Origin of the sequence: Spiroplasma phoeniceum P40 (assembly GCF_003339775.1) — a bacterium.
In the GTDB taxonomy this organism is placed as follows: Bacteria; Bacillota_I; Bacilli_A; order Mycoplasmatales; family Mycoplasmataceae; genus Spiroplasma; species Spiroplasma phoeniceum.
The window spans coordinates 45,928-60,135 of sequence record NZ_CP031088.1; the positions used below are offsets into that span (position 1 = coordinate 45,928).

The following is a 14,208-nucleotide window of genomic DNA, read 5'->3' on the forward strand; positions in this document are numbered from 1 at the left end:
TATCTTGTTGTGTTGCTAATCTTTTATTTTGATTGTTATAAATTTCTATAATTTCTATTAATGTTTTTAATTTAATATATTTGCTGTCTATAATTGAAAACCCTAAATGACTAAGTCATAGTAATAAGTTAGGAGTAAATTTATTAAATTTATAATCTACTTTTTTGTTAATTCGCCGTATTCCTGTAAATTTTTGTCATTAACACTAGCACCTACAAATTCCATTATTAAGTTATTAATTTCATTAACATTTTCGGTAATTTCTTTAAATGTAATTTTTTGACAAAATTCCTTAAAATCTTTAAATTGATTTTCATCAGCTGCTTTCGCAAAAGAAAATAATAATTTTAAAATAAATGAAAATTCATATTTGTCTTTTTCTAATTTATTTAACAATTCTCCGTATGAACCAAATAAATCCTCATAAATAATTAATGCATAAGTGCTTATATTAACTTTTAATTTTAAACTTTCTAAATATCTATTCATTTTCGTTTTTTTCTTCTTTTTCTAATTTTGGAACTTGGGAAAAGTAGTTATTATAATTATTTTCATTAGCTTTTTTTGTTGTTTTAATTTTAATAACATTATCTTCAATTCGTGGTAAGGCGTTTAATTCAAAAGTATAAGTATCTGGGTTTACATTTTCGGTTTGAGTGTTATGAGTTTGGTTGGGGCGTTTTAAATTAACTCTTAAAAGTCAAATTCTTTTTTCTTCTAAATCACCTTTGATTTCAAACCCCAAAGCAATCTCACTCTTTAAACTAGTTGATTTTTCAATATAATTTCCATTTTTATCTTTTTCAATTCCTAAAATTTCTTGTTCAAAATCATCAGATGGTTTTGCTATTGTTAAACTACCACTATAACCTTGAAAAGAATGTGAAATATAGTATGGTTTATTATCAGCATAAAAGGTATTAGTGTTTTCGCTAACATTTAAACTTAAATTTACTGCTCCTAATATTTTTTGTGGGATTGCATATTCTGTTTTGTTTGTTGTTTGATTGTATTTTAATTTTGCATAATGAACATTTTCTAGTCCAAATTCAATAATGTTGTTATTCATTTGTATTTTCTCCTTTTATCTTTTTAGCAACAAAAATATTTCATAAATTACGATATATAAATTTTGTTCGTATAAATAAAACTCTTGTGCTAATTGATAATTTATTTTTTTATTTATTAATTCATTTTCTAGTTTTTCAATTTCATTAAAATTAATTTCATTTTTAAAATTAAAGCAAATTTGGAATGTTTGTCTTATAAAATTATTAATATTATCTGATGAAAAAAAGGTATTATCATTAATTCTATAAAAAGTTATATTATTTTCAATGTTATTGAAATTATCTTCATTAAAATTAAAAAATGTATATTTAATCTTTTTAGTTGGATAAAGTTTTTTTAATAATTCAATAATTAAATTAATATTTTGCTCTCTTTTATTATTAATAATCATCTTAACTAATATTTTAAAATAGTTTCTATTTTTTTAATATATTCATCAATATACTTATTATAAGCATTTCGTAAAAATGGGCGAGGATTAATTTTTTCATTATTTCAATGATTAATATATCCATATTCTAATAAGTGGATTATTTGATATTGTTTAGTGGCATAAATTACACCAATTATTTTATCTTTGGTTAATTTTATTTTAAAAACAAAATAATCTTTTAAATGTCTTCTTTTTGTTAAATGTTTATTGCTAATAGGGCAAGTAATTTTAATTTCTGCCAATATTTTTTCACCTACATTTTTAATTTCTGCTTTTATTTGTTCTTGGATATCATAAGTATATTGTTGGATTGAGTCTGCAACAAAATCAAATATATCAACTACTGAATTACTTTTTTTCATTTTTAACACCTTATCTTAAACTTAAAAATAGTTCTAAAAATCCATCTTGTCTGTCATAAGTTCTAATAATTTCATATTCTTGTCAATTATTTTGATATTTATAATCAATTAAAATAAATTTTTCATTATCATACATATATTTATCTATAAGTAATTTTATTTCTAATTTTATGCCCGCCATTCTAGCGGTGTAAAAATCATTAGCATAAATTGATTTAATATCACAAAATACTTGTTTTTTATTTTTAGTTATTTTTTTATGACTTAATGGATTTTCGTCATCTTCTTTATCAATTAGAAAAGCATAATCATTTAATAAAATTAAATTATCTTTCAATTTTATTTTTTTCTAGTTTTTTAATATCTTTTAATTTCTTTTTTAATTCTGTGAGTTCTTTTTCTAATTGATATATCGTTGTTTGTGGATAATTAGCATATTTATACATTAATTGTTGAATATTATAGTTAAGAATAGTATAAAATTTTTCTCCAATTAATTCACGCCCTAAATTTTCCTTAACATAAATAGAAATAATATTTTTTAATTGTTCATCATTTGCTTCTTCAATAATTTGAAAAGGAAGACCTGAATTTATTAAAATATTTTTAGCTGATTGAATTAAAGTTTTTATTTCTTCATCAAATAAATTATGCTGAATTCGTAAACTTAATTTAACAAAATTTAATAAGTCCATATTGATCCTCCTTTATTTTTAAATTACTCAGGTTGGAAATTTACAAAAGCATTTTTTTCAACAACTTTCCCGTCTAAAATGGCTGCTCCCACATAAGTATGTAAAAGTTTTTTAATTCCGATATGTTCAGAATATCTTAGAGTTAAAGGTTCTTGGAAATTTACATAATAAGTATTTAATTTTCCAAAAGAAATACAATTATTTTTATTTGTTTTAGAAAATGTAGGATATGTGTCTGTTAAAACAACTTCATAACCTAAGATTTTATTAGTGACTCCATCTGAACTTATATTGTGGTTTCAAATAGGGCGATCATTTTTATCTTTAATATTTTGAATAGTTCAGAATGTTTCGTTATTCATTACAAATTTAGCACCATTTGAATATCCTAATTTTAATGATTTAATCATTTCAATAATAGCATCGTAATTTAATTCTTTAATTTTTACACTTTTAATGCTTGTATCTGATAATATTCCAGTTGGTTGACCTTTTCCAGTTCCAGTGGCGATTGATTGTTCAATACCCTCTTTAATTCTGTTTGTAATTACTCTAATTACAAAAGCTTCAAAATCTTCAATCGTCATAAATCTTGTAGTTTCTGAAAATTCAAGCGAAGTGGCAATAATGTGACCATCAAATTTAATACTATCTAAGTTTGATTCTCCTTTTACTTCTTGCCCCTCTGTGACAAATTTAGCTGCTGTTGAATCTTTTTCATACGCAATATCTAATTTTCCTCGGTGCTCTAAAATAGTTATTTCATTAATTAAATTAGAAGTTAATTTAATTTCATTTAAGATGTTTTTTCATATTGTAGTAGGTACAAGCGGACTCGCATCTTCATTTCCAGTTGGATTTGTTCCAACTTGTAAGAATTTTGTTTCTTGTGGCGTTAATTGTTGTCTTTGCATTTTTTTTAATCATGCATTTTTATATTCTCTTGTATCTAAAATATCTTTTTGATTATAGATAGTTTTAATTTCCATTTGTTCTGTTCCCCTTAATGTTTGTAAAATTGTGCTATTTCCGTTTTCAATATTTTTAATATTTTTTTCTAAATATTCATTTCTTATTTTTTGAGTTTCTGTAATTTCTTCATTTAATTTTTTAATTGCAGTTAATAACTCTTTTTGTTCTTGTAATTCTTTATTAGATAAATTATTTTTCTTTAATTCCATATTTTCTAATTGTTCTTTTTTTTCTTCTAATTCATTGTTGGAATCAATAATTTTGTCATTTAATTCTTTTAAATTCACTTTTTCCATGTTTTTTTCTCCTTTGATATTTTTAATTTCTTGTATTTTACTCTGTGGATTTGCTCCTAATGGAACCAAAGAAATTTCGTCAACTTCAATTTGTTTTAAATAACGAACAACTTGGCCGTTTATTTCTGTTGGTTCTGATTTTAAAATACGATATCCTATACTTAACTGCATTGGTCTATTATCTTTTTGCATTTGTTTAGCAATTTCGTAAGTTTCTTTTCCATAATTAGTATTAGTATATATTTTAATTTTTGCCCATAATCCGTCTTTTCGGTTTTCTAAATCTGCAACACCCAAAATTTTTTCGTGATTATGAGATAAAAACACTGGCACAGTTTTACCATTTTTTAAATCATTTTCAAAACTTTTGTAGTCAGTAATGTCATTGTGATAATCAACTACATCATATTTATTTGCTATTCCGATAATTTCGTTTGTACTAAATTTATCTTCTTTTATTTCTTTTATTTTTTTTATATTAAAATCAATTTTTTTAGTAATTTCATTATTAATAATTTTATTGTTGTCCATTGTTTTCTCCATTTTTTTCATCATCTACTTTTCCATAATTTCAATTTAAAAAGGTATCTCCTCCCTCATAAGGATCTAAACCAAATAATAATTTTCTTATTTCATTTGGGTTTATTGCACCAAGTTCAACACCTTTTAAACTATTTGATAAGTTTAATATTATTAATCTACTATCTAATACAAACTCAAAATATTGCCCTAATTCTAATTCTTTTTTAGTAAAAATTTTAAAGGTAAATTCTTTTTCTAATTGTCTTAAAACTGGATGAATTACAGTAGATAAATAACTTAAAAATTGTTCTGAATTATAAGTCCCTTTAACAATCTCGGGTGCTATATTAAAAAATTTATAAATTAAATTTTCAGAATATTCATTTTGTTCTTTACTAAACTTTGATATATTACTATCAATTTTTTTAAAATCTTGTCCATAAGATAAATACGCAACTCTTTTATTACTAAAATTGGTATTTTTAAAATTAATATCTTCAACTGGTAAAACTGGCAACATTTGGGATCTCTCTTGGTTAAACTGCGTAGGAGCACCAGTTGGCCCCAGTGGCATATTTGTGGTAATTATCCCCATTAAAGAATTTGTTTCTTTAAAATTGTTAATAATAGAGTTTGTCATTTCTTCTAATATTCTTTTACTTGGTTCAAGCGAATTATTAGGATTATCCCCTAAGAAATTTTTATTATAAAATTTCCGTAGATGAATTATTTGAGAATACGGTAATATCTCAAATGCATTATTATTTTGATAAAATCTTATAAATAATTCATTATCCTTAGACAATAATTCAATAGTGCTGTATTCGATTGGAATTAAAGAAATGATTTTATCATTAATATCTTTTTCTATTTTAATAAAAACATTCCCTTGCAAAAATAAATTAGTAATTATCTTATAATAAAAATCATAACTACTCATTAAATTGTTTGGTCTCAAATTTAATAAATAATCAAAATTAGATTTTTTTATTTTTTCATTTTGGCGATATGTATTAACTGATACTTGTGCTATATCAGTAGCAATCCGATTAATTGTGCTTTTAATTACATCAATTTGATAATTATTCTGAAAATTAGTAAAAAAGTCTTTTCATTCAAACTTAACAATATCAACTTGAGAATTTTTAGGCGTTTTATTTACATCATTATTATTTTCTTTATTTTTTTTATATCAAAACATAATCACCAGCCTTAACAATAATAATTAACCCCATCATTTATTGTCGTCGTGATGATACCGTCATTAAAATTATTTGTCAAATAAAAAAAGACAATTTATATTGTCTTTAAAATATAACAATGATAAAATCAACTAGTGTAAAATTAAATAATTTTAACAAAAAAATATTTTTTAATTAAATTTATAATATATAGGGATAATAATAAATTAAAAAAGAAAATACATTAATAAAAATTTTTAAAAAAATTTAAATATATGAATAATTATTATATTTTTATAGATGATAGTGGCAATATTAATTTAACTAGTAAGGAAAGTTATTTTGTATATGGTGCATTAATTTTTAATGATTTTAATAAAGTTGTTGAATTTGAAACAAAATGAAAAAATAATTTACAAAGTAAATTTGGTAAAATAACCGAAAAAAAAGCTAGTGAAAAAATAAATCGAGGAGCTAGAAATTCATTTTATGATATAATAATTAATTTTTCTTACTCAAAAGCATATATAGTTGCCAATAAAAAAAATTATTATAAATTAAAAGAAATTGAATATAATTATAATTATATGCTAGAAAATATTCAAGATTCAAATAAGGATAAAATTAAAAGACTAATAAAAAAAGAAAGAAAAAAAATGTATGAAATATAAAAAACTTATTTAATATCAAGTTTAGTTTCTGAAATAATTAAAAAACTAAAAATAAAAAATAAATCAAATGTAAAAATTATTATAGATATTGATAATTTTAATTTTACTTTTAATGAATGAAATAATTATTTTAACAATATGCATCCTTATTTAAAATTTAAAAAAATTAATTATGAATTACAAATAGTTGATTCTAAAAAAAATTTCATTTTACAAGGATCGGATTTTTGAGCAAATGCTGTTTGAAGAAATTTTGAAAGAAATAATAATGATTTTTTTTCTTATTTTTTAATTGAAAATGATGATGAAAATATTTTTGAAGTTAAACACCCTTGAAATGAATGATAAATAGTATATAATATAATTATAGGTGGGTCGTATGGACTTGTCCGCTATCGGTAAGAGCATTGTTTGTTTCCCCACCTAAAAAAGAGATTTAATAATCTCTTTTTTATTTTTGAGAATATATTTTATATAATTCAATATAAATTCGGTCTTTATTATCGCGAAAGATTTTATAAGCAAATAGAAGGGCAATAAAACCGTCAATTCGTTTGTTTTTTGATCTTTTAATTGGCATCATATTTTCTTTTTCTTCATCAATAAGAACATCAACATTATTAAAGTGTAATTTTAATAAAGGGTTTTGATTAAAAACAAATTTATTGTCATCAAATTCTAATTTAAGGGCTTTTATAATTGGGCTAATTGTTCTTACTCCAAATCTAATTAAATTATTTATAAGATAAAATCCTGCATTATCTAAATGTTGTTTTAAAAGATATGAGTTAAAAGTATCATATCCTATACCATAACAAATTAAATTATATTTTTTCATTATATTTATAATATAATTAACAATTTCACTAATATTGATTTCTTCTCCTTTGCATAATGTTAATATTCCTTGTTCTTGGTAAAGTTTATATGGAATTTTATCTTCTGTTGTTTTTTCAATTATTCTTGCTTCTGGCATAAAAAATTGTGATAATAATATAAATTCATTTGTGTCTAAATTTGGGATTAAAAATACGACTGCACTTAGATCGTTTGTTTTTGATAAATCAATTCCAATAGTACAAATTCTATTTTTTATTAAGTATTCATCGGTATTAATAATTTTATTATTTTTAGTTTCTAAATCTAATCGACTAAAAAGGGCACTATCTAAATTGCTCTTTAAATTACAATGTTTAATTAAAAAATTTGGTTGTTGAGTTGGTGTAATTAATGCTTCTTGTCATTCGGCTTTAAAATTATCAATATATTTAGAAATACCCAAATTTGGATTAGCTTTATAAAGATTGTTAAAATTTTTTCATTCATTTCTTTCATCAAGTTCATAAATTCAAGGTAAAAATTTATTATCTTTTATTGTGTTTTCTAAAACTTTCTCAGCATAAGAATATCTTTCATCGAAAATATTTTCTCTAATAGATCCATTGGTTGTTATTAATAACATTAAATAATCTTTTCTTTTTGCGGTTGCTGTTCGCATAACATCATAAATGTCACGCTTTTCCATCATTGCTACTTCATCTAAAACAACAAAATAGGGGTTTAAACCATCTAATGTTTTTGTTTCTGATGATAGTGGTTGAAAAAAAGAATTATTATGTATAAACTCTATTTTATCTCGCTTAACTTTTAAAATTTTATTTAAGTTAGGATTAATAAAAATCATTCGCCGCATTTCTTCATAAACTCTTTTTGCTTGATCTCGTTTGGTTGCAATAGAATAAAGTTCGGCATTTGCTTCATTATCTAAAATTAAACTTTTTAAAGCGATTGCAGAAGCAAGGGCGGTTTTTCCATTTCCTCTTCCGACAATTAAGAGTGCTTCTTTAAATCTTCTTAAATTTGTTTTTTTATCATAAAAACCATATAATGCTTCTAAAAATGCTTTTTGCCATAATTCTAATTTAAAATTTTGTTTATTATATTCTCCAGTTGTATGAAAACAAGATTTTTCAATAAAGCTAATTGTTTTATTTGCTTCTTTGTGATTAAAATAATAATCTTTATTTGATTTTAATTCTTTTACTAATGTGGAAACAATTTTTTTAATTTTTATTCCAACTTTATTTTTATTGGAGTTTTTATTTATTCATTCATAATATATTTCTAAATTTGTTTTTTCATTATTTGCTTGCATTCTTATTTTTCCTCTGAATTATCATATAAATTATTAAAATTAAAAGTATCGGAATTATCTTTTTGATTAGCTATTTTTATTCATTGTTCTATTATTTCATATCCAGCTTTATAATCTTTATATGCTTGTCCATAAGAAATTAAAGCGGGGTGTCTTACTTCTTTTGGTTTTCCACGATTATTATCGGTTTCAGAAAATAATTTACCGTCATTAATTAAGGTTTGTATTTCATTATTAATGTTATTTAAAGTTAATTTAAGGGTACAAAATTCTTCTAAAAAATCAAGTTTAATAATATCTAAAATAACATTTTTTTCTTTTAAAAATCGTTTATATTTATTTATTAATTTTTCTTTATCTTTTTCTCAATTTAAAAGGTTTTCGTGTTGGTTTAAGTTATTGTTTTCTTTTGTTAAAATGCTTTCATTTTTTGTCAAAAAAGGGGAATTTTTTGTTAAATTTTGGCTATTTTTTGCTTGTTTTTTGCTATTTTTTAACTCATTCATTTATAAAAACTCCTTTATTTACGGGTTTTTTTATTATTTTTAGTATAAAAGTGCGGTTTTTTTCAAAATTAAAAAAAGTGTACACGGAACCCCACCACATCGGAACCCAAAAAGTCCTTATTTTAAAGGACTTATAGGGGGGTATATAAGTAAAATAAAATTAATATTTATATAACTAATTACACCGTGATGATACCGTCATTAAAATTATTTGTCAAATAAAAAACAACAAAATTAAATGTTGTTTTAAATAAGTAAAAAAATAAAAGAAATACCAAACATATATTAGATGTCTATATTTATTATAAAAATTTATAATATAAGTATAATACTAAAAAATTTTAAAATTTATATTTATTAATTATTTTTTATTTAGTTGTTTAATAATTTCAGTTTTTACAATATCAATTTTTAAAAGTTCTTGAATAAAATATTGTAAATTTTTATTTGCATGATTTCTACGTTCCAAATCTATTGAATAATAATCTAGACCTAGTAATTTACAAAATTCTTGTCCTATCATAATATCCTCTAAAGGTATCTTTTTCTTAAATCCTTTAAATATCTCATTTTTATCATTATTATTAAAACTACACATATAAATTTTAGTCTTAAAACTAACAATTTTAGAAATATCATTTTGAAATTCTAAAAGTTGTTCATATTCTCCAATTGCTTTTTTTGTATCAAAAACTCAACCATCTTTTAATTCAATAATATTTAATGTTTCGTTTGTTTTTTGAATAACTATAAAATCAGGTTCTTTTGAATTACTAACAGATGATTTTTTTACAATTTTTTTGGGAATTATTACAATATTTCAATTTATTTCTTCTCTTCTTAAAATTCTTTCAAATTCATTTACATTACTAATTACATATTCAGATTTTTCCAAAATAATTCTTTCTAGTTCATTACCGTTTGAAATAGAAGTTGAATGAATTTTTGTAATAAGTTCACCTAAATCTATATTATTAAAAACTCTTGCATATGAACCACTTGAATTAATTTTTTTCTTTCTTTCACTAATTAGTGCCATTTTCAGTAAAATCCTTTAAATCTGAACCTAAAAAAAGTCTATTTTTAACTATTGCAGAATCCATTACAGAAAAACTCCCAGCTGCTGGATCTAAAATAACATCTCCCTCATTAGAAACCGCTTCTATTAAAATTTCTTGCAAACCACGTGGTTTTTGGTGTGGGTGAATTTTAACATCAATTTTTTCTGATCAAACATCTCTAATATTACGTGTTTTTCAAATATTTTTAGCCCTAATTGGCGGTTTTTGTAAAATAAGAAGATATTCGCTTTGTTTCCGCGTCCTATAGCCCATTCCCATTCTTTCTTTATCTCATACAATCATATCAACTATTGTTAAATTTGTATTTCTAATTCAAGGTGCAATTCCTTGACATAAATGAAATTTATCTACCCATAAAAAGAGATGTCCTGTTTCCATCAAAACTCTATTTATTTCTTCCATAAATTTCTTAATAGTTATTTCATCCATTTGTTCTAATTCTGAACGTTTTATTTGCCGTTTTCCTTCATTGCCATATGACATTTTATCTAAAATACCTCTATATTGTGGATCAAAAAAAACTACAGGAATTGAGTCATCCTTTAAATTACTAAGTAATTCAAAACCATTTATAAAATATTTAAAATTAAATTTCATAATTTTATTTTTAAATATATCTATACCAAATGGCATTTTTTTTGTTCTAATTTTTGTAAAAACAGATTTATTATTTTCCATATATATTTACCTCATTTCATATTTAATATTATCATCTTTAATTTTAATATATTTAAAATTAAATTATTTTATTATTTTTTATTTAAAAACGATATTTATTATTTTCTTTTTCTTTTTCGGAGATACTGAAAAAATACTATTTTCATCAGTGATTTTTTTTACAGGTATTACAATTCGTTTATTTTCTTTAATAGTTGTTTTATCAAATTTATTAATTATATCGAATAACATTTCCTTAGTTTCGTTAGAAAAATTACCTTTTATATATAATTCATTAGTTATATTTCTTAAATTATCAAAATCAGAATTAATTACATATTTCATTATTTCATCTGATATTTCTTTATTTACTTTTTTCATTTGTATTTTCTCCTTTGTTAATTTTTCTTTTCTGTTTTAAACATTTTTATAAAAATATTTTCTAATACATCAATCACAATGCTATTACCAGCTTGTTTATAAAGTTGTGTTTCTGAAACAACTTTGCTTGCTTTATCAAAGTCTTTATTACTAAACCCCATTAATAATCAACATTCTCTTGGAGTTAATACTCGTAAAAAGTATTCTTTTTCATCAATTAAAAAAGATAATATTTTATTAGTATATTGATTTTGTATTTTATTATCAATCATAATTTTATTGACATTACTTGCTGCGATTGTTCCTATATAATTATTTTCTGTTTTTCAAAACCGATTATATGATCCATTAATTAGCAAACCATCTTTTGCTCGTGGTAAAACAATAAAATTACCATAATCCTTAATTGATGGAATTGCAATAATTCCTGCGTTTCCTCATCGCATTTGTTTTGTTGTAATTGTATAAGCACATTGTTCAATAATTTTAATTTTATTGTTCTCAACTGCTTTTTTCATTGATTCTTGTCTAATAAAATATTTTTCATTTACATTGTTTTCTAAAATATCTTTTACTAAAAATTTTAAATTACAAGGTTGGGAATATTGAAATTTAAAATCTTGCTTTAATGTTGAAATCATAAACAATCTTTTTCTATTTTGGGGAATTCCATAATCCTTGGCATTCATTGTAAAATATTGGTTATGATATCCTAATTTATTAAGTTGATTTTGTAGATTTTGAAATCCAACAAAAAACTTTTTACTTAATAAATTTGGCACATTTTCCATTAAAAGATATTGAGGTTTTATTGGCATTGTTTTTATTAAATCAACAACTTTGTAAGCTAAACCACTTCGATTACCATTTAATCCTTGTCCATTATTATTGGCGTTTGATATGTCTTGACATGGAAATGATCAAGTTATTAAATCGGCATACGGTAAAGTTTCTAATTTGGTAATATCACCTAAATTTGGTGTGTCATAATCATTAAAAATTGCTCGATATGATTTTTCAGCATATTTATCATTATCACAAATAGCAACTATCTTATGTTTAATTTCAATATTTTCTAATGCTTTTCTTTGACTTCCAATTCCAGCAAATAATTCTATTACTTTAATCATAATAACCTCTTTTTATTCTTCTTTATCGATTATTTTTACTTTGCCAGTTTTTTCGTCAATTATGACATTATCGCGATATCCTTTTTCGGTTTTGTGTTCTTTATTGTGGCATTTCATACATAATAGTTCTAAATTTTTTCAAGCAAAAAGTTTATCAATGTTTCAATTAATAAAATCTTGATCGGTAATATATTCTTTGTGATGAACAATAACGCCATTAACTATATATCTTTTTTGATAACATCGTTCACATATTCCCATTTTGCTATTAAAATAATCGTTTCTTATTTTTACTCATTTTTTATTGCGATAAAATTTATGTCTAATTGGACGATTTTTATCATAATCTTTTCAATTATTTTTCATTTTATTAATCAGAAAACATTTCATTAACAGCTTTAGCAATTTCTTCATCATCATTTATTTCATTACTGCTAAATTCTTGTTCTAAATTTAGATTTAATTCATCTTTTTTGTTATTTATTTCAATAACATTGTTATCTTCTTTATTTTTTATGTTAGGATTATCACTAAACTCTTTGCTGTTATTAATAATTATTGCTTGATCATGTTGATAGGCTTCTTGCATTTCAACTGACATAATACCTCATTTTCTTAAAAGTTGGGTTAATACTGTTTTAAGTGCCATTCCCTCATAACTTCCAGCCGTAAATTTTCCGTAAGTTTGATAATTCTTAGAATATGTTTTAAAATGATTTTCGCATTTTTCTTTACTTCAATATAAAGTTTTTTTATAACCATTTAGTAGTTTAAAAAACGCAACATATCCGATTGTTTCTTTTTTTGTTCGCTCATTTTCGTTGGTTATTCATTTAAAATTGTATTCTTGTTCTAATTCATCAAAATTTAATAATTCACCTTGTTTTACTTCTATTGCGTTTATTGTTAAATATTTTCCTGTTCGGATTGCTAACTGAATATAACCCTTATAACCAATTTGCAACTGTCCTTTTCCATTATATGGAACAATATAGGCATATCCTAAGTTAGGATCTAACGGTAAATCTAATAACATTGCTTTTACACAAGCAGATAAAACACTCATTAAATTTATTTTTTCTTTATCAAATAAATTGGGATTATTATTATAAATTGTTAAGATATTTTTACGAAATAAATTAATTTCTTTCTGATTTGTTAATTTTTCATTAATTCAATTATTAACTTTTGAATTATTTAATATTAATTCAATTTTATTATTCATTTTATTTTTTCTCCTTTTTTATTTTTCACAAATAACACAAATAGCAATTATATTTATGTAATTTTGTAAAAAAGCATAATTTTATATTTTTACATTTTAAAAAATGATTACGATATTTATTACATTTTTTCATTATATTTTTTTCTTTCTAAAATTAGATCTAACTTATCATCTTTACAAATAACTAAATTATTTTCACCATAATTTTTTTTAAAATATTCTCATTCCCAAGTTGAATTAATATTGACATCTTCAACATCAATACCAGTTATATATTCACCAAAATAAGTTTTACATGGTTGTTTACCTTTTTCAGAACGATAACATAAAATATATTTATTAGTTTCCATATTTAATCTCATAAAATCGCATCATCATTATTTTCAAATGATTTATTTGCTTCTATTTCTTCTAAACGAATATTTCTTGTTGCTGATTGGGTCTGATTTATTTTTGTGGGTGTTATGGGCGGTGTGCTATTTTTTAAATTATTATTAGTTTGTAAAAATTGACAACTATAAACTCTTACCGTTCACTGTGTTTTATTTTCTTTGTCTTTAAAAGATTGTAAAATACCTGTAATTGCAATTTGACTACCTTTTTGACAATATTGCTGTAATACACTTGCTTGTTTATTTCAAACTTGACAAGGAATAAAATCAGTTTCTTTTTGGGTTGAATGTGGTCTTGTTACTGCTAATTGAAACATGGCATATTCTTTACCATTTTGTGTTCTTTTAATTTCAATATCTTTTGTTGTTCTACCAATGGCAATAAATTGATTCATACTAATATTCCTTTCTAGTGTTTTGGTTTTTTATTTTCTTTGTTGCATTTAAAACAATAACCTCAATATTTTAATTTGGGAC

The 14,208-nt window shown here is 22.7% G+C and carries 20 protein-coding genes; 2 read left to right on the plus strand and 18 right to left on the minus strand.

What is annotated here, in order from left to right; genetic code table 4:
* Positions 1 to 156: 156 nt before the first annotated feature.
* Genes SDAV_RS00265 through SDAV_RS00300 form a run of 8 tightly spaced genes read right to left on the minus strand, consistent with a single transcriptional unit; the run spans position 157 to position 5,552 of the window.
* Positions 157 to 489 carry a hypothetical protein gene (locus SDAV_RS00265; protein WP_114564099.1) on the minus strand — a complete coding sequence of 111 codons (333 nt, stop codon included), beginning with the start codon at positions 487 to 489 and terminating at the stop codon, positions 157 to 159.
* Positions 482 to 1,069: a major tail protein gene (locus SDAV_RS00270; RefSeq protein WP_071937186.1), complete on the minus strand. Its 588-nt coding sequence runs from the start codon at positions 1,067 to 1,069 to the stop codon at positions 482 to 484. The genes SDAV_RS00265 and SDAV_RS00270 overlap by 8 nt, the downstream gene beginning before the upstream one ends.
* Positions 1,070 to 1,084: 15 nt before the next feature.
* Entirely contained in the window at positions 1,085 to 1,462 is a 378-nt protein-coding gene (locus SDAV_RS00275) for a hypothetical protein (protein ID WP_071937187.1), read from the minus strand.
* A 5-nt stretch (positions 1,463 to 1,467) separates the two neighbouring features.
* Entirely contained in the window at positions 1,468 to 1,866 is a 399-nt protein-coding gene (locus SDAV_RS00280) for an HK97 gp10 family phage protein (RefSeq protein WP_071937188.1), read from the minus strand.
* A 10-nt stretch (positions 1,867 to 1,876) separates the two neighbouring features.
* Positions 1,877 to 2,203, minus strand: coding sequence for a hypothetical protein (locus SDAV_RS00285; RefSeq protein WP_071937189.1), 327 nt, complete (start codon positions 2,201 to 2,203; stop codon positions 1,877 to 1,879).
* Complete coding sequence (locus SDAV_RS00290; RefSeq protein WP_114564100.1) at positions 2,193 to 2,561, minus strand: phage head-tail connector protein; 369 nt, start codon at positions 2,559 to 2,561, stop codon at positions 2,193 to 2,195. The genes SDAV_RS00285 and SDAV_RS00290 overlap by 11 nt, the downstream gene beginning before the upstream one ends.
* Positions 2,562 to 2,584: 23 nt before the next feature.
* Entirely contained in the window at positions 2,585 to 4,372 is a 1,788-nt protein-coding gene (locus tag SDAV_RS00295) for a phage major capsid protein (protein ID WP_186823404.1), read from the minus strand.
* The gene (locus SDAV_RS00300) at positions 4,347 to 5,552 is read right to left on the minus strand and encodes a phage portal protein (RefSeq protein WP_114564102.1); all 1,206 of its coding nucleotides are present in this window, start codon (positions 5,550 to 5,552) and stop codon (positions 4,347 to 4,349) included. Before SDAV_RS00300 ends, SDAV_RS00295 begins: the two co-directional genes overlap by 26 nt.
* Before the next feature lie 255 nt (positions 5,553 to 5,807).
* Between SDAV_RS00300 and SDAV_RS00305 the strand changes: the two genes are divergently transcribed.
* Positions 5,808 to 6,203: a DUF3800 domain-containing protein gene (locus SDAV_RS00305; RefSeq protein ID WP_114564103.1), complete on the plus strand. Its 396-nt coding sequence runs from the start codon at positions 5,808 to 5,810 to the stop codon at positions 6,201 to 6,203.
* A 138-nt stretch (positions 6,204 to 6,341) separates the two neighbouring features.
* Positions 6,342 to 6,551, plus strand: a complete 210-nt coding sequence (locus SDAV_RS00310) for a hypothetical protein (RefSeq protein WP_114564104.1) — start codon at positions 6,342 to 6,344, stop codon at positions 6,549 to 6,551.
* A gap of 103 nt (positions 6,552 to 6,654) precedes the next feature.
* Here SDAV_RS00310 and SDAV_RS00315 read toward each other — a convergent pair whose 3' ends face one another.
* From SDAV_RS00315 to SDAV_RS00360, 10 genes are all read right to left on the minus strand, one after another.
* Positions 6,655 to 8,358, minus strand: a complete 1,704-nt coding sequence (locus SDAV_RS00315; RefSeq protein ID WP_114564105.1) for a terminase large subunit — start codon at positions 8,356 to 8,358, stop codon at positions 6,655 to 6,657.
* 2 nt (positions 8,359 to 8,360) lie between these two features.
* Positions 8,361 to 8,864: a hypothetical protein gene (locus tag SDAV_RS00320; protein WP_114564106.1), complete on the minus strand. Its 504-nt coding sequence runs from the start codon at positions 8,862 to 8,864 to the stop codon at positions 8,361 to 8,363.
* A gap of 361 nt (positions 8,865 to 9,225) precedes the next feature.
* On the minus strand, positions 9,226 to 9,903 hold the full coding sequence (locus SDAV_RS00325; RefSeq protein ID WP_105298385.1) for a type II restriction endonuclease: 678 nt from the start codon (positions 9,901 to 9,903) through the stop codon (positions 9,226 to 9,228).
* Complete coding sequence (locus SDAV_RS00330) at positions 9,890 to 10,624, minus strand: DNA-methyltransferase (protein WP_114564107.1); 735 nt, start codon at positions 10,622 to 10,624, stop codon at positions 9,890 to 9,892. Before SDAV_RS00330 ends, SDAV_RS00325 begins: the two co-directional genes overlap by 14 nt.
* 78 nt (positions 10,625 to 10,702) lie before the next feature.
* Positions 10,703 to 10,984: a hypothetical protein gene (locus SDAV_RS00335; protein WP_114564108.1), complete on the minus strand. Its 282-nt coding sequence runs from the start codon at positions 10,982 to 10,984 to the stop codon at positions 10,703 to 10,705.
* 17 nt (positions 10,985 to 11,001) lie between these two features.
* Positions 11,002 to 12,114, minus strand: coding sequence for a DNA (cytosine-5-)-methyltransferase (dcm, locus tag SDAV_RS00340; protein WP_114564109.1), 1,113 nt, complete (start codon positions 12,112 to 12,114; stop codon positions 11,002 to 11,004).
* A gap of 12 nt (positions 12,115 to 12,126) precedes the next feature.
* Complete coding sequence (locus SDAV_RS00345) at positions 12,127 to 12,480, minus strand: HNH endonuclease (RefSeq protein WP_071937496.1); 354 nt, start codon at positions 12,478 to 12,480, stop codon at positions 12,127 to 12,129.
* 4 nt (positions 12,481 to 12,484) lie between these two features.
* Positions 12,485 to 13,339 carry a recombinase RecT gene (locus tag SDAV_RS00350; RefSeq protein ID WP_114564111.1) on the minus strand — a complete coding sequence of 285 codons (855 nt, stop codon included), beginning with the start codon at positions 13,337 to 13,339 and terminating at the stop codon, positions 12,485 to 12,487.
* A 119-nt stretch (positions 13,340 to 13,458) separates the two neighbouring features.
* Positions 13,459 to 13,701, minus strand: a complete 243-nt coding sequence (locus SDAV_RS00355) for a hypothetical protein (protein ID WP_114564112.1) — start codon at positions 13,699 to 13,701, stop codon at positions 13,459 to 13,461.
* Positions 13,692 to 14,126 (minus strand): single-stranded DNA-binding protein, encoded by a 435-nt coding sequence (locus tag SDAV_RS00360; protein ID WP_114564113.1) that lies wholly within the window; start codon positions 14,124 to 14,126, stop codon positions 13,692 to 13,694. Before SDAV_RS00360 ends, SDAV_RS00355 begins: the two co-directional genes overlap by 10 nt.
* Positions 14,127 to 14,208: the final 82 nt, after the last annotated feature.